This is a genomic window from Lelliottia sp. GFLA7 (assembly GCF_056490165.1).
Map to the genome: position 1 here is coordinate 58,884 of NZ_JBWLAQ010000002.1, position 14,413 is coordinate 73,296.

The 14,413-nt window shown below is 54.6% G+C and carries 16 protein-coding genes; 9 read left to right on the forward strand and 7 right to left on the reverse strand.

Going from position 1 to position 14,413, the window contains the following annotated elements; translation table 11 throughout:
• The first annotated feature begins 9 nt into the window (after positions 1 to 9).
• Positions 10 to 651 (forward strand): metal-binding protein ZinT, encoded by a 642-nt coding sequence (zinT, locus tag AC07RN_RS05730; protein ID WP_478335836.1) that lies wholly within the window; start codon positions 10 to 12, stop codon positions 649 to 651.
• 33 nt (positions 652 to 684) lie between these two features.
• On the opposite strand, the gene ydeE is transcribed toward zinT, so the two are convergent.
• Positions 685 to 1,878 carry an efflux MFS transporter YdeE gene (gene ydeE, locus AC07RN_RS05735; RefSeq protein WP_478335837.1) on the reverse strand — a complete coding sequence of 398 codons (1,194 nt, stop codon included), beginning with the start codon at positions 1,876 to 1,878 and terminating at the stop codon, positions 685 to 687.
• 191 nt (positions 1,879 to 2,069) lie between these two features.
• Between ydeE and eamA the strand changes: the two genes are divergently transcribed.
• Entirely contained in the window at positions 2,070 to 2,969 is a 900-nt protein-coding gene (gene eamA / locus AC07RN_RS05740; protein ID WP_478335838.1) for an O-acetylserine/cysteine exporter, read from the forward strand.
• Positions 2,970 to 3,010: 41 nt separating this feature from the next.
• On the opposite strand, the gene marB is transcribed toward eamA, so the two are convergent.
• The 3 genes from marB to marR form a co-directional block, all read right to left on the reverse strand.
• Complete coding sequence (gene marB / locus AC07RN_RS05745) at positions 3,011 to 3,223, reverse strand: multiple antibiotic resistance protein MarB (protein WP_012017387.1); 213 nt, start codon at positions 3,221 to 3,223, stop codon at positions 3,011 to 3,013.
• Between the two features lie 176 nt (positions 3,224 to 3,399).
• Positions 3,400 to 3,783, reverse strand: coding sequence for an MDR efflux pump AcrAB transcriptional activator MarA (marA, locus tag AC07RN_RS05750; protein WP_012017388.1), 384 nt, complete (start codon positions 3,781 to 3,783; stop codon positions 3,400 to 3,402).
• A gap of 18 nt (positions 3,784 to 3,801) precedes the next feature.
• The gene (gene marR / locus AC07RN_RS05755; RefSeq protein WP_012017389.1) at positions 3,802 to 4,236 is read right to left on the reverse strand and encodes a multiple antibiotic resistance transcriptional regulator MarR; all 435 of its coding nucleotides are present in this window, start codon (positions 4,234 to 4,236) and stop codon (positions 3,802 to 3,804) included.
• Between the two features lie 257 nt (positions 4,237 to 4,493).
• Between marR and AC07RN_RS05760 the strand changes: the two genes are divergently transcribed.
• Positions 4,494 to 5,159 carry a MarC family NAAT transporter gene (locus AC07RN_RS05760; protein WP_012017390.1) on the forward strand — a complete coding sequence of 222 codons (666 nt, stop codon included), beginning with the start codon at positions 4,494 to 4,496 and terminating at the stop codon, positions 5,157 to 5,159.
• A 29-nt stretch (positions 5,160 to 5,188) separates the two neighbouring features.
• Here the strand turns inward: AC07RN_RS05760 and AC07RN_RS05765 are convergent, their stop codons facing one another.
• Positions 5,189 to 6,385, reverse strand: coding sequence for a sugar transporter (locus AC07RN_RS05765; protein WP_407437561.1), 1,197 nt, complete (start codon positions 6,383 to 6,385; stop codon positions 5,189 to 5,191).
• A 175-nt stretch (positions 6,386 to 6,560) separates the two neighbouring features.
• Here AC07RN_RS05765 and AC07RN_RS05770 point away from each other — a divergent pair, with 175 nt between their 5' ends.
• Complete coding sequence (locus tag AC07RN_RS05770) at positions 6,561 to 7,358, forward strand: PhzF family phenazine biosynthesis protein (RefSeq protein WP_478335839.1); 798 nt, start codon at positions 6,561 to 6,563, stop codon at positions 7,356 to 7,358.
• Between the two features lie 3 nt (positions 7,359 to 7,361).
• Here the strand turns inward: AC07RN_RS05770 and AC07RN_RS05775 are convergent, their stop codons facing one another.
• Positions 7,362 to 8,306, reverse strand: a complete 945-nt coding sequence (locus tag AC07RN_RS05775; RefSeq protein ID WP_449554389.1) for an L-lactate dehydrogenase — start codon at positions 8,304 to 8,306, stop codon at positions 7,362 to 7,364.
• Positions 8,307 to 8,457: 151 nt separating this feature from the next.
• Here AC07RN_RS05775 and AC07RN_RS05780 point away from each other — a divergent pair, with 151 nt between their 5' ends.
• Positions 8,458 to 8,940, forward strand: coding sequence for a GNAT family N-acetyltransferase (locus AC07RN_RS05780; protein ID WP_012017394.1), 483 nt, complete (start codon positions 8,458 to 8,460; stop codon positions 8,938 to 8,940).
• On the opposite strand, the gene ptrR is transcribed toward AC07RN_RS05780, so the two are convergent.
• Positions 8,894 to 9,772, reverse strand: coding sequence for a putrescine utilization regulator PtrR (ptrR, locus tag AC07RN_RS05785; protein WP_478335840.1), 879 nt, complete (start codon positions 9,770 to 9,772; stop codon positions 8,894 to 8,896). The two genes, AC07RN_RS05780 and ptrR, sit on opposite strands and share 47 nt — an antisense overlap.
• A gap of 99 nt (positions 9,773 to 9,871) precedes the next feature.
• Between ptrR and sad the strand changes: the two genes are divergently transcribed.
• From sad to AC07RN_RS05805, 4 genes are all read left to right on the forward strand, one after another.
• A complete protein-coding gene (sad, locus tag AC07RN_RS05790; protein ID WP_478335841.1) occupies positions 9,872 to 11,260 on the forward strand; it encodes a succinate-semialdehyde dehydrogenase in 1,389 nt (462 codons plus the stop codon).
• A 121-nt stretch (positions 11,261 to 11,381) separates the two neighbouring features.
• A complete protein-coding gene (locus AC07RN_RS05795) occupies positions 11,382 to 12,971 on the forward strand; it encodes a methyl-accepting chemotaxis protein (RefSeq protein WP_478335842.1) in 1,590 nt (529 codons plus the stop codon).
• A gap of 63 nt (positions 12,972 to 13,034) precedes the next feature.
• Positions 13,035 to 13,961, forward strand: a complete 927-nt coding sequence (gene glsB, locus AC07RN_RS05800) for a glutaminase B (protein WP_449554393.1) — start codon at positions 13,035 to 13,037, stop codon at positions 13,959 to 13,961.
• On the forward strand, positions 13,961 to 14,323 hold the full coding sequence (locus AC07RN_RS05805) for a DUF4186 domain-containing protein (protein WP_012017399.1): 363 nt from the start codon (positions 13,961 to 13,963) through the stop codon (positions 14,321 to 14,323). The genes glsB and AC07RN_RS05805 overlap by 1 nt, the downstream gene beginning before the upstream one ends.
• Positions 14,324 to 14,413: the final 90 nt, after the last annotated feature.

Here is a 14,413-nt window from a genome sequence, read left to right on the forward strand (position 1 = left end):
GATCTTATTGTGGCTGTACATCTTGGAAAATTTGCAATGACGCTGGGGGCGCTGCTGGTGAGTGGTCAACTGTTTGCCCATTCGCACGGGCATCAGATGACCGAAGTGGAAGAGAAAGCCGCGAACGGTGTTTTTGAGGACAAAGACGTCAAAGACCGCACATTATCCGACTGGGACGGCGTCTGGCAGTCGGTTTATCCTTTCCTGCTTGATGGCTCACTGGATCCGGTTTTCAAAAAGAAAGCGGAAAAAGATCCCAGCAAAACATTTGTGCAGCTTAAAGCGTATTACCGCAAGGGATACGCCACGGATGTGGAAACCATTGGTATTGAAAATAATACGATGGAGTTCCATACCGGTAAAACGGTGGCAAGTTGCCGCTACGATTACAGCGGGTATAAGATTCTGACGTACGCATCAGGCAAAAAAGGCGTGCGGTATCTGTTTGAATGTAAAGACGCCGGGTCTAAAGCACCAAAATTTGTGCAGTTCAGCGACCACACAATAGGCCCGCGCCAGTCCGCGCACTTCCACCTGTTTATGGGCAACACCTCGCACGAAGCCTTGCTGAAAGAGATGGATAACTGGCCGACGTATTACCCTAATGAGATGTATAAAAATCAGGTTGTGGACGAAATGCTGCACCACTAAAGACAAAAAAGGCGAGAAATTCTCGCCTTTGTTTTACGCGGCTTTCGGCTCTTCCTGCCATGTTTTTACGCTCATTCCACGCAAAATCATCAGCCATGCAATCACAATCGCTGCCATCATCACCGCAAATAATGACCAGTGCGGTAGATGGGTCAGAATAATACCGGTGATCATCGGGTTCGCCGCAGCACCAAGCCACCCCAGCGCTTGCGCGGAAAAATAGCTGGCTTTCATGCCCGGCGGGGCGATGTTATCGATCAGCATGTATTCGCCCGGTGCATAGATAATTTCCCCCACGGTAAAGACCGCTGCGGCGATTCCCCAGTAGATTAAGTTGCTGCCGGAGAACATAAACCCGCCCAGACCCAGGACAAAAAACAGCGTGCCGAGCGCCATCAAAGGGCGAATATTGCTGGCCGTGATTCTGCGTCCAATGATGTATTGCAGCGACACCACGACCGCGGCATTCACCGGGAGTACTACGGCAACCACCTTTTGGGCGAAATCGCTGTCGTAATCGGCTGCGAGAACGTACTGGGAAATACAGCTGGCAAACGACCCGCCGACGTACGACGCCAGAAGCCCGGACAGGGTATACCAGAACAACGCTTTATCACGCAGGAGTACCGAAGGCTGCCACGGCACAGGGGCGTGTTCGGCGTCGGCAGCCACGCTTTTCTGCACATAGAATTGAATGAATACCAGCGGCAGCGCAGCACAGAAAGCCGCCAGCCAGAATGGCAATTGCAGGCTGTACATCACCAGCAAGGTGCCTATCGGCGGACCTATCGTCCAGCCAATATTCAGGAAACTGTAGTTGAGCGAAAATACGCGCGCTTTTTCGGACGATGTGAGCACATCCGAGAACCAGGCTTTCAGCACCGTGGAGAACACGGAATAGGCGCAGTTGATCAGGGCAAAGAACACGACCACCAGCGTGACGTTATCCACCAGCGGAATGGCCACAAAGCCCGCGATAAACGCCAGAATCGATATCAGCATGTAGCGTTTTTTATCAAACTTATCCGCGAGGATGCCAAACCCCATGCTGAAAACCACGCCAATCGTCAGCGCGATCGTCAGGGCATAACCAATATTCTCGACGCTCATGTTGTAAACACGGGTGAGATAGATGGTCATAAATGGGAGCGTCGCACCACGACCGATTGTTAATAATAATGACGACGCCAGCAGCGCTGCAGTTGAGCGCCTGAGAGATGGTTTCATAATCCTGCCCGACAAATGCTTACATTTTTTTGTTGTGTTTTATCAGGAGTATCACGACATAAGGGGCTTGTATAGCACCTAATTTATCCCTAAGTGCTTCGCCTGGCTGCCAGAATTAATGATCTTTTCCTGACGGGCTTTTTTCGTTACCTTGAATCTGTTTACAAAAATTTAATAATCAGAGGCGATGTATGACGCGTAAAGACGGGCTGCTGGCGTTGCTGGTGGTCGTGGTATGGGGCCTGAATTTTGTGGTCATTAAGGTAGGGCTGCATAATATGCCTCCGCTGATGCTGGCCGGTTTACGCTTTTTGCTGGTTGCGGTGCCCGCGTTATTTTTCGTTGCGCGTCCTAAAATCCCATTTGGCCTGCTGCTCGGGTACGGTCTCACCATCAGCTTTGGTCAGTTCGCCTTTCTGTTTTGCGCCATTAAATTTGGCATGCCCGCGGGGCTTGCGTCGCTGGTTCTCCAGGCGCAGGCGTTTTTCACCATCATTCTGGGCGCGTTTGTCTTTGGTGAGCGTCTTCAGGGCAAGCAGCTGGCGGGGATTACCATTGCGGTGTTTGGCGTGCTGATTCTGGCGGAGGCCAGCCTGAATGGACAACATGTGGCACTGCTGGGCTTTATGCTGACGTTGGCGGCGGGCTTAAGCTGGGCGTGCGGGAATATTTTCAACAAACTCATCATGCAGCATGATGCGCGACCGGCGGTGATGTCGCTGGTGGTCTGGAGCGCGCTGATTCCGGTTGTCCCCTTTATGATCGCCTCGCTGATTTTTGACGGCCCGGCGGTAATGCTCAAAAGTCTGGTTGAGATCGATCTCACGACGATTTTGTCGCTGGTCTATCTGGCGTTCGTCGCCACGATTGTGGGCTACGGGATCTGGGGCACTTTGCTTGGTCGCTACGAAACCTGGCGTGTTGCGCCGTTGTCATTGCTGGTTCCGGTTGTCGGACTGGCGAGTGCGGCTGTTCTGCTGGGCGAGAAACTGACGGTGCTACAGCTGCTGGGCGCCGCGCTGGTTATGGCAGGGTTGTATATCAACGTGTTTGGTTTGCGGTGGCGTCGTGCGACACGAATCAGGGGATGAAAAAAAAGCCCTGCGCAAAGCAGGGCCAATACGAATTAACGTTAGCGCTGATTGTAATACGGCACGCCTAATTCGTCGGATTTGTCGCTGCCCGCACCCATATGATTAAAATCAAAAGGCGATTGTTCGTGTGCGGTTGGCAGAACGATCGCGGTGCGACTGTTCTGCTGGTTAGCGTGAGTGGTTTGCTCCGCAAAAGTCTGGCCGGAGACCAGCACCAGTAAGGTGAGGGCGGCGGAGGCGATAGTTTTCATGGTTTCCTCGGTTACGTCTTAGCGCCTGACTCATTAGGCTATTTCATTGACCATTTGGACCCGGGCTGTGCTCATCTTCCTCGCGTACTCTGTGTACGCTCCGATTATTGCACGCTGTCAGGTCAAAACTGTCGGCAACAAAATACGCCTAATGGAACAGGCCTTTATTCAGGCGATTAGCAATGACAGTTTGTTAGCGGTAGCAGGTATCGGGACTCACCAGGCATACTGGTGATGCGATACTTATGCGGTGGCACGTCGAAATAGTTCTTGAACGTGCGGGTCAAGGTTTGTTGCGATTCAAACCCATAGCGTTCTGCCAGATACAGGATCGGTTCGTTGCTCTCTTTCAGCTTCTGAGCAATTTCCGTCAGCTTGCGGCTGCGAATGTATTGACCTAATGAATGGCCGGTCTCTTTTTTGAACATCCGTTGCAGGTGCCATTTTGAGTAACCTGAACGCTCGGACACCTTTTCAAGTGAGAGCGGCGATTCCAGGTTATCTTCGATCCAGTCCAAAATGCTATGAATAGTGATGGCGTCATTATTGCGTCTGGACATCGTCATACCTCTTTCTGTTTACGGCAGGATTCTCTTGAGCAAATGCTCAAGCGTCAGCACTTCATCCGCCGTTAAGTTTTTTGTTAGTTCCTGATGCAGTGTTTGTCCTACTAGCTCATGACATTTTTCGCACACGGCCGCGCCTTCGCAGGTGAGTTGCACCAGCACGCCGCGCTTGTCATTTGGGTTCGGTCGTCTTTCAATCCATCCTTTGCAGACGAGGCGATCGAGCATGCGCGTGAGCGCACCCAGATCCACCGAGAGCACCTTTTTCAGCTCAACAGGCGTGATACACACCTCGCAGCGAATGGAGCACAGCACTTTGAACTGTGTCGCGGTGATATCCATCGGAGACAGATAATCGTTGAGCAGGCGATCTTTTTTCTGGTTAACCATATGAATAAGACGGCCCAGTGGAATAATTTCGTTGAAGAGATCACTGGTGCTTTTCACAATGGTTGCCCTGGCAAGTAGTTTAATCACGGCAGATATTATTGCTCAGGCAAGTATAAGTCAACCGAATGTATCCGCCGATGCCACGTTTTGCTAAAACGTTTCTTGAACTTTTTTCTGCACGTTTTAAATCATAAACATACCGATGGGTTATCCTTGCGCAGTGGAAAACACTGCTTACGTTGTGGTCGTGGCTGAATGGCGAATTTTCACCGTATAATTGGGGAGTGAATTATGGATAAGGATAACGACGCGAAATGGTGGAATTAATTCAGGCAATAGGTCTTGGGCTGGTGGTGTTGCTGCCGCTGGCAAACCCGTTAACGACTGTGGCGCTGTTTTTAGGTCTGGCGGGTAACATGAACAGTGCCGAACGTAATCATCAGGCGCTGATGGCCTCGGTGTACGTTTTTATCATCATGATGGTGGCCTATTACGCCGGACAACTGGTGATGAACACGTTTGGTATTTCGATTCCGGGGCTGCGAATTGCCGGGGGGCTCATCGTCGCGTTTATCGGTTTTCGGATGCTGTTCCCGGCGCATAAAGCGCATGAATCGCCCGAAGCCAAAAGCAAGTCGGAAGAGCTGGAAGACGAACCATCGGCAAATATTGCATTCGTCCCTTTAGCGATGCCGAGCACGGCAGGGCCAGGAACGATTGCGATGATCATCAGCTCCGCGTCGACGGTGCGCAACGGATCAACGTTCTCCGAGTGGGTTGTGATGGTCGCGCCGCCGCTGATTTTCGCGCTGATTGGCATCATTCTGTGGGGCAGCTTGCGCAGCTCAGGGGCAATCATGCGCTGGGTCGGGAAAGGGGGTATCGAAGCGATTTCGCGTTTGATGGGCTTCCTGCTGGTTTGCATGGGCGTGCAGTTTATTATTAACGGCGTGCTGGAAATTATTAAAAACTATCATTAATCAAAAGGGTGGCCTCAGCCACCCCTTTTTTATCCGTGATGCGGCTGCTCTTCGAGAGCCACCGGCCATTTGCGGAAGATCAGAATCGACCAGATCAATGCCGCCAGCGCGGGAATCGCCCCCAGATAACCAATCGCCGACATCGACAGATGAAGGCTGATTTGATTCCCCACCAGCGCGCCTGCGCCGATGCCGATATTGAAAATCCCTGAAAAGAGCGACATCGCCACGTCCGTGGCATCAGGCGCCAGCGCCAGCACTTTAACCTGCATGCCCAGGCCGATAATCATGATCGCTACGCCCCAGAAAATGCTCAGTATGGCCAGATGACTTTCGCTCTGCGCTGCCGGCATCAACAGCAACAGACACGCCAGGAGCAGGCCAATGGCGCTGCTGACCAGCAGTGAGGCGTGTTTATTCCCGAGTTTCCCGAACAGCACGCTGCCGATAATCCCCGCGCCGCCCAGAATCAGCAGCAATACCGTGGCGAAGTTAGCGCTAAAGCCCGCCACCACCTGCACAAAGGGCTCGATGTAACTGTAAGCCGTGTAATGCGCGGTCACGACCACGACGGTCAGCAGATAAATACTCATCAGCGCCGGGCGACGGAACAGCAGCGGCAGACTTTTCAGCGAGCCAGAATGTTCGCTCGGCAGCTTTGGCAGCAGCTTGATCAAACACAGCAGCGTAATCAGTGCGCCCAGGCCAATCGCAAAGAAGGTGGTGCGCCAGCCAAAGTATTGCCCGACGATGCGGCCAATCGGCAGACCTAACACCATCGCCAGCGCCGTACCGGTCGCCAGCAGGCTGAGCGCCTGTGCGCGTTTACCGGCCGGTGCCAGACGGATGGCGAGCGAGGCAGTAATCGACCAAAAAATCGCGTGCGCAAAGGCAATACCAATGCGGCTTATCACCAGCACGTTAAAATTCCACGCCAGGAAAGAGAGCACATGGCTGGCGATAAACAGAACGAACAGCCCGATCAGCAGTTTGCGGCGCTCCATCTGGCTGGTCAGCAGCATAAAAGGCAATGACATCAGTGCCACGACCCAGGCGTAAATCGTCAGCATAATGCCGACCTGCGCCGTTTCCATCTGGAAGCTTTGGGCAATATCAGACAGCAGGCCAACCGGGACAAATTCAGTGGTATTAAAAATAAAAGCGGCAATGGCCAGCGTGACCACACGTAGCCACGCGACCTTGCGGGAAACTGTGTTTGTTGTCATAGGAATAAAACGTATTCGTTGCAGATAAGAAGAGAAGGCGATCTTAAAGCGTAAACTGGCTAAAAGACAATCATTATGTGACGCAGATCTCAAAATTTACGTTATCGAAATGGTAGCGCAGATCGTTGTTTTCACACAAGATGAGGACAACACAACAAGAACAGGCGGTAAGACAATGCAGGAAATTGAATTTTATCTGGTTGACGCATTCAGCGATAAATCCTTTGGCGGTAATGCGGCGGCGGTCTGTCCGCTTGAAGAATGGCTTCCTGACGAGACGCTGCTGAAGATGGCGCAGCAGCACAACCAGTCAGAAACGGCGTTTTTTGTTCGCACCGACGAGGGCTTTGCGCTGCGCTGGTTCACCACGCAGTATGAAATTAACCTGTGCGGACATGCCACGCTCGCGGCGTCGCATGTGATTTTTGAATATCTCGATTATCCGCAGACCGAAATCGTCTTTTCAACGCGTTTTGTCGGCGATCTGACCGTCAAGCGCAACGGCGACTGGCTGACGCTGGATTTCCCTGCGTGGGAAAGTGAGACGGTGGAAAATCCGCCCGCACTGCTATTCAGCGCGCTCGGTATTTCCAGCGCAAAAGAGGTCCGCGCGGGTCGCGATTACATGGTGGTGCTGGATAACCAGCAGCAGGTGGAGTCGTTGGCGCCCGATATCGCGGCGATGGTCCCGCTGGAGAAAATGGTCTGCGTGACAGCGCCGGGCGATGAGTATGATTTTGTCAGCCGCTTTTTCTGTCCGGGAGAAGGGGTGCCGGAAGATCCGGTCACCGGGTCAACGCACAGCATGCTGATCCCTTACTGGAGTGAAAAGCTGGGCAAAACGCAGATGACTGCTCGCCAAATGTCTGCCCGTGGTGGCGATTTACGCTGTGAATTGCACGGCGATCGGGTGCTGATTGGCGGTCAGGCTACGCTGTATCTGAAGGGGAAAATCTTCCTGCGTCAGTCGTGAGCCTTACGGTAATCGGGCGATATTGGCCTTGATCACCTCGGCAGAGTGGCGGAATTTGACCTGTTCATCTTCCGCCAACTGCAATTCTATAATTTGCTGAACGCCGCTTTGCGCCAGTACGGCGGGCACCCCAATCGCCAGTCCCTCCACACCATATTCCCCCTCCAGCACGCAGGAGATCGCCAGCGCGCGGTGACTGCCGGTGAAAATATTACGGCAAATCTCAGCAATCGTGCCGGCAATGCCGTATTCCGTGCAGCCCTTGCGGTTGTAGATTTCGAAGCCCTGACGACGAACATTTTCGGCAAGCTGCTGACGGTCGAGCGTCTTGCCGGTGTGGCGCTGATAGACTTCGCCGATCGGTGAGCCGTAAACCGAGGAATGCGACCAAACCGGGAATTGCGTGTCGCCGTGCTCGCCGAGGATAAAGGCGTCAATGCTTTGCGCGCCAATATCCAGCGCCTGCGCCAGCGTGCGACGCAAACGCGTTGTATCGAGCCAAACGCCTGTGCCGATCACCTGGCTGCGCGGCAATCCCGACAGTTTCCACACCTGCCAGGTGATGATATCGCAGGGATTGGTGGCAATCAGAAAGATGCCGTTAAAGCCGTTTTCCATCATCTGCGGAACCAGATTTTTCACAATCCGCGCGGTATTAGCGAGCTCATCCAGACGCGTTTGACCGGGTTTCAGCGCGCCGCCCGACACGGTGATCACCGCGATATCCACATCCGCGCAGTCGCGTGCGTCGCGCGTCGAAATGCTCATCATGCCCGGCATATATGCGGCGGCATCGGCCAGATCCTGCGCGTGGCCTTCGGCACGATCCCGGTTGAGATCGACTAGAATAAGCTCTTCACAGATATTCTGATTGAGCAGGGCATAGGCGGCAGACGCACCCACGTTGCCTGCGCCAATAATCATCACTTTTCGGGCTTTGGTATTCATGCGGTGTCCATTCAGTTTTACGGCGGCGATGACAAAATTACTGCGGTCTCCTGTCATCGCGCAACTGATGAACGCCATCATAAGTTAATACTATGAAGCGCTTATAAAGGTGGGACGCTATCCTGGAATAAAAACAACAAAGGAGCCTGCCATGTATTCCATTACCTCTGAATCTGCCGCCCATCCGGATATTGTCTCGCTCATCGCCGCCCTTGATGCGTATCAGAGCGAGCTTTATCCCGCTGAAAGCAATCATCTGCTCGATCTGACCCAACTCTCGACGGACAGCCTGATCATGATGGTGATCCGCGATCGCCAGCTTAATGCGGTGGGCTGCGGCGCTATCGTGCTGAACGGTGATGGCACCGGAGAGATGAAACGGGTTTATATCGATCCTACCCATCGCGGACAACAGTTGGGTGAAAAACTGCTGGCTGCGCTGGAAGACGAGGCGTTGTCGCGCGGATGTCACACGCTGCGCCTAGAAACGGGCATTAAGCAGCACGCCGCAGTGCGGCTTTATGAAAATCACGGGTACGGTTTGCGCGAGGCATTTGCCCCGTACGTCGCCGACCCGCTCAGCCTGTTTATGGAGAAGGCGCTGGTGGCTGACGTTCGTTTAGCAGTGCTATAAACGCCTCAAGCGGGCGCGTCATTGCCCCGCGTCGCCACACCAGCCAGGTCGTCAGCCAGCGCCAGTTTTCCGCCAGCGGCCAGGCTTCAACCTGATGATGCCCCGGCATGCTTTCGAGCATTGAGCGGGGCATCAGCGCAATACCCGCGCCAGCAATCACGCAGGCGAGCATCCCGTGATAAGACTCCATCTCGTGAATACGGCCCGGCATCGCACGGTCGGCATGAAACCAGCTTTCCAGATGACGCCGATACGAGCAGTTGGCGCGAAAAGCGTACACATCACAGCCGCTCACCTGTGTGGCGCGCGTCACCTTTGTGTGTCCGGCGGCCGCCACCAGCATCATCTCTTCCGGGTACACCGGCATCCCGTCAAGTTCCGGGTGTGACAGCGGGCCATCAACAAACGCAGCACTCAATGTGCCTTCCAGCACGCCATCAATCATCGTGCCGGACGGGCCGGTGGAAAGAGCAAACTGAATACGCGGATAGCGCTGATTAAACTGCGCCAGCGATTCGGGAATGCGCACCGCTGCGGTGCTCTCCAGCGCGCCCAGCGCAAACAGCCCCTGCGGCTCATCACCGGAAACGACCATCCGCGCTTCATCCACCAGCGCCAGAATCTGTTTGCTGTAGCGCAAAAAATTGTGTCCGGCCGGAGAAAGGCGCAGGCGTTGATTCTCGCGGATAAACAGCTCAACGCCCAGGTCGGCCTCGAGCTGGCGAATGCGCGTTGTCAGATTCGACGGTACGCGATGCACCTTTTGCGCGGCCTGGGTGATGCTCCCGGTGTGGGCCACGGCGTTAAACATCTCAAGCTGAGTTAAATCCATGCCATTCTCGATTCGTGAATAAGTGGGTTAATATTATTCAGTTTTAAGAAATAGCAGAGTCGGCCACAATGAATCAACTTTTATTCCGTGGAGATCCTCATGACTCATTCCTCTGCCACTCACGCATTGTCTGTTAACCCTGCGAATGGCGAAACGCTCGCGGCGTACCCGTGGGCGACGCAAAACGACGTTGATAATGCTGTCGCGATCGCTGACGCAGGCTTTCGCCAGTGGCGCCATGAAAGCGTCGCGCACCGCGCGCAAAAGCTGCGCGACCTGGGCGTGGCGATACGGGCTCGCGCCGAAGAGATGGCGCAAATGATGACCCGCGAAATGGGCAAACCGATTGTGCAAGCGCGGGCCGAAGTGACCAAAACCGCCGCGCTTTGCGACTGGTATGCCCAGCACGGTCCGGCGATGCTGGAGGCTGAACCTACGCTTGTCGAAAATCAAAAAGCGGTTATCGCGTATCGACCGCTCGGGGCGATTCTGGCGGTGATGCCGTGGAATTTCCCGCTGTGGCAAGTGCTGCGCGGCGCGGTGCCTATTCTGCTGGCGGGTAACAGCTATCTGCTCAAGCATGCGCCCAACGTACTCGGATCGGCCGATCTGATCGGTCAGATTTTCACTGACGCCGGTTTCCCAAAAGGTGTTTTCGGTTGGGTTAATGCCACCAATGACGGCGTCAGCCAGGCGATTAATGACAAACATATTGCCGCCGTTACCGTGACCGGCAGCGTGCGTGCTGGGGCGGCAATTGGTGCGCAGGCTGCGGAGGCGTTGAAAAAATGCGTGCTGGAGTTAGGCGGTTCCGATCCGTTTATCGTGCTCAATGATGCCGATTTGGACTTGGCGGTAAAAGCCGCTGTGGCTGGGCGCTACCAGAATACCGGACAGGTTTGCGCCGCGGCCAAACGGTTTATCATTGAAGAAGGCATTGCCGCGCAGTTTACGGAACGTTTCGTTGCGGCGGCAGCGGCGCTGAAAATGGGCGCGCCGAACGTGGAAGAGCACTATTTAGGGCCGATGGCCCGCGCTGATCTGCGTGATGAATTGCACCAGCAAGTTCAGGCCACGCTTGCCGAAGGGGCAACGCTTTTGCTGGGTGGCAAGAAGATCGCGGGTAAAGGCAACTACTATGCCACGACGGTGCTGGGTAACGTCACGCCGGAAATGACCGCCTTTCGCCAGGAGCTGTTTGGCCCGGTGGCGACGATCACTGTCGCAAAAGATGCTGAACATGCGCTCGCGCTGGCAAATGACAGTGACTTTGGCCTGTCGGCGACGGTCTTTACTGCCGATGAACAACGCGCTGAGTCATTTGCCCGTGACCTGGAGTGCGGCGGCGTGTTTATTAATGGCTTTAGCGCCAGCGATCCGCGCGTCGCGTTTGGCGGTGTGAAGAAAAGCGGTTTTGGGCGCGAGCTATCGCGTTTTGGCCTGCATGAGTTTTGTAATATTCAGACGGTGTGGAAAGACCGCGTGTAACGTTTTTATCGCCGTCAAAAAGGCCTTCATTATGAAGGCCTTTGTCATTTTTATGTCATGGTTCTGTCATTTACGTTTCGTAGACTCGCACGCGTCTAACGTATTGTTACAGAAGAATATTATGAACTTAACGCAAATTTTCCGCCGGAGTGCGAAGCGCGGGATGCAGCGCCAGTTTGGTCTGCTGGCGGGCATCTTTTGTATTATCGGACTCTTTTCCGTACTGCAACTCTCCTCGTCTGTACTGCTGACGGCCTCTCTGCGCGACGCACAGCGTAATGAACAACAGAATCAGCTGACGCAACAGCAGCAGAGCAAATTGGATCTGGCACGCGTTTCGCTATTAGCCGCAAGCGATCTGCTTAACCGCTCCGGCGTCTATTTCATGCAGGATAAAGAGACCGGCTCTGACGGGAGCTGGCATAGCCTGATGGATGACGCGCAGAAAGCCCTGAACGCCTCGCAGCAGGCCTGGAATGCATGGCTGGCGCTCAGTCCGCCAAAAGACGAGGCGCTGGTGAATAGCTATCAGCTCTTCTTCGGGGCCATCAACGAGCAGGCGGAAGGGCTCGTCAAAACCAATTCGATTGACAGTTTTTTTGCCGTGCCTGCCCAGGCCTTCCAGACCGATTTCAACGATAACTTCGCCCGCTATCAGCTCGCCAGCGAGGAGCGCGCAGGCGTGGGCCGACAGTCGTTGATGGACCGATTATCAAACCTACAGTCATTGTTCCTGCTCGCACCGGTAGTGTTGCTCATGATTGCGTTCCTGGTGTGGTTTGGGATGTCGCGCTGGGTCATCACTCCGCTGCGCAAGCTTATTGCGCATATCGACCGGCTCGCCGCTGGCGATCTGTCGGGAGCCGCGCCGGACATCAAATGCTTTAACCGCGAGATAGGGCAGCTAAACGCCAGTATCACCACTATGCAAAATGGTTTGCAGCAGCTGGTGACGGAAGTCAGCGATGCGACGCTGTCGATGGTCGAGAATATTGGCTCGCTGGCGGACGGCAATCAGAAACTGTATCAGCAGTCGGCGCGCCAGGCGCAAGAGCTTAACGAAGTCACCGCGCATATCGCCGCGCTGGAAACCCACGTCGAGGGGAACACCGGCTACGCGAAACTGGCGAGCACCCGCGCGAACGAAGCGCGACAGACGGCAGCGGGCGGGGACGCAATGATGTCTACGGTGAATGCGTCAATGCAGGCGATAGTCGAACGATCCTCGGAGATGCGCGGGATCGTATCAATGATCGATAGCGTCGCGTTTCAGACCAACATCCTGGCGCTTAACGCGGCAATTGAGGCGGCCCATGCGGGTAATCAGGGGCGCGGCTTTGCTATTGTGGCGCGCGAAGTGGGAATGCTGGCGAAAAAGAGTATCCATTCGACGCAGACTATTCAGGCGCTGATCAATCACTCGTTGCAGGGCATCGAGGACGGGTCAAAAGCGGTGGTCCGACTCGAAAACAATCTGCAGCAGGTCACCGGACTGGTCGGCAATTTAAGCAGTTTGCTGGATGATATTTCGGCGGCGACGCTGAGTCAGGGCGACAGCATCCATCAGATGACGCGTCAACTTCAGGCGCTTAATCAGGTGTCTCGCCAGACGGACGCCCTGGTGACTACCGCGTCGGAGTCCTCACGCCGATTACACGATGAATCTTATCTGCTGATGCAGGCCGTTTCGCGCTTTCGTCTTCCAGCCTGACGCGATATATCAGCCTCTGTTATACTCACAGGCCGATTTTGGCCTGTGGGCAAGGAGCAGACTGTGGCTGCGGTCATTGATAATGAGATGCTGGACGATATTCTGGCGCAAGTTCGCCCGTTACTGGGGAAGGGAAAGGTCGCCGATTACATTCCCGCGCTCGCCTCGGTGAGCGGAAACAAACTGGCGATTGCCATTTGTACCGTGGAGGGACAGCTTTATCAGGCCGGCGATGCCACCGAGCGCTTCTCTATTCAGTCCATCTCCAAAGTATTAAGCCTGGTCGCGGCGATGCGTCAGTACGAGGAAGACGAGATTTGGCAACGGGTCGGTAAAGATCCCTCTGGTCAGCCGTTTAACTCGCTGCTGCAGCTGGAAATCGAACAGGGGAAACCCCGTAATCCGTTTATTAACGCCGGGGCGCTGGTGGTGTGCGATATGCTGCAAAGCCGCCTTAGCGCGCCGCGTCAGCGCATGCTGGAAATTGTGCGCCAGCTGAGCGGCGTATCTGACCTGAGCTACGATGCTAACGTTGCACGCTCTGAATTTGAACATTCAGCGCGAAATGCTGCGATTGCCTGGCTGATGAAATCCTTCGGCAATTTTCATAACGATGTCGCTACGGTGCTGCAGAACTATTTCCACTATTGCGCGCTGAAGATGAGCTGCGTAGAGCTGGCCCGTACGTTTCTGTTTCTGGCCGATAAGGGCTATTCCTCGCACCACGCGCAGGCGGTGGTGACGCCTATGCAGGCGCGTCAGGTGAATGCGCTTATGGCGACCAGCGGGATGTATCAGAATGCCGGTGAATTTGCGTGGCGCGTAGGGCTGCCTGCAAAATCGGGCGTCGGCGGCGGCGTGGTCGCGATTGTGCCGCATGAGATGGCGATTGCCGTGTGGAGCCCGGAACTGGATGACACCGGTAATTCCCTTGCGGGCGTCGCGGTACTTGAAAAGCTGACCCAGCGTCTTGGTCGATCCGTTTACTGATGAATACCCTCGATCCTCTTTTTGCCCGTCTGGCGCGGTCGACGTTCCGCTCGCGCTTTCAACTGGGACCTAAAGAGCGACAATACTGCTGGGACAAAGGCGCGGATATGATTGACTCACATGCCGCGGACTTTATCGCCCATCGCCTGGCTCCCGCGCAGCCGGTAAATGATGGTAAGCAGACACCCATGCGCGGTCACCCGGTGTTTATTGCCCAACACGCCACCGCAACGTGCTGTCGCGGTTGTCTGGCGAAGTGGCACCAGATACCCCAGGGACAAGCGTTAGATGCCAATCAACAGGCGTATATCGTAAGCGTTATCCACCATTGGCTGGTCCTGCAAATGAACCCCAAACATTGAGAGTTTATTTTCATGGGGTAGGCATGTTACAGATACATGCTAGTCTTTGATTATTCCTGCTGATGGCCGCTAAATGATTGCGTTAAGCGA

What these genes read in the sequence shown, in the direction of transcription:
- ydeE (WP_478335837.1), bottom strand. Translation starts at nt 1,878, where the DNA reads ATGAAACCATCTCTCAGGCGCTCAACTGCAGCGCTGCTGGCGTCGTCA.
- eamA (WP_478335838.1), top strand. Translation starts at nt 2,070, where the DNA reads ATGACGCGTAAAGACGGGCTGCTGGCGTTGCTGGTGGTCGTGGTATGG.
- marB (WP_012017387.1), bottom strand. Translation starts at nt 3,223, where the DNA reads ATGAAAACTATCGCCTCCGCCGCCCTCACCTTACTGGTGCTGGTCTCC.
- marA (WP_012017388.1), bottom strand. Translation starts at nt 3,783, where the DNA reads ATGTCCAGACGCAATAATGACGCCATCACTATTCATAGCATTTTGGAC.
- AC07RN_RS05760 (WP_012017390.1), top strand. Translation starts at nt 4,494, where the DNA reads ATGGTGGAATTAATTCAGGCAATAGGTCTTGGGCTGGTGGTGTTGCTG.
- AC07RN_RS05765 (WP_407437561.1), bottom strand. Translation starts at nt 6,385, where the DNA reads ATGACAACAAACACAGTTTCCCGCAAGGTCGCGTGGCTACGTGTGGTC.
- AC07RN_RS05770 (WP_478335839.1), top strand. Translation starts at nt 6,561, where the DNA reads ATGCAGGAAATTGAATTTTATCTGGTTGACGCATTCAGCGATAAATCC.
- AC07RN_RS05775 (WP_449554389.1), bottom strand. Translation starts at nt 8,306, where the DNA reads ATGAATACCAAAGCCCGAAAAGTGATGATTATTGGCGCAGGCAACGTG.
- AC07RN_RS05780 (WP_012017394.1), top strand. Translation starts at nt 8,458, where the DNA reads ATGTATTCCATTACCTCTGAATCTGCCGCCCATCCGGATATTGTCTCG.
- ptrR (WP_478335840.1), bottom strand. Translation starts at nt 9,772, where the DNA reads ATGGATTTAACTCAGCTTGAGATGTTTAACGCCGTGGCCCACACCGGG.
- sad (WP_478335841.1), top strand. Translation starts at nt 9,872, where the DNA reads ATGACTCATTCCTCTGCCACTCACGCATTGTCTGTTAACCCTGCGAAT.
- AC07RN_RS05795 (WP_478335842.1), top strand. Translation starts at nt 11,382, where the DNA reads ATGAACTTAACGCAAATTTTCCGCCGGAGTGCGAAGCGCGGGATGCAG.
- AC07RN_RS05805 (WP_012017399.1), top strand. Translation starts at nt 13,961, where the DNA reads ATGAATACCCTCGATCCTCTTTTTGCCCGTCTGGCGCGGTCGACGTTC.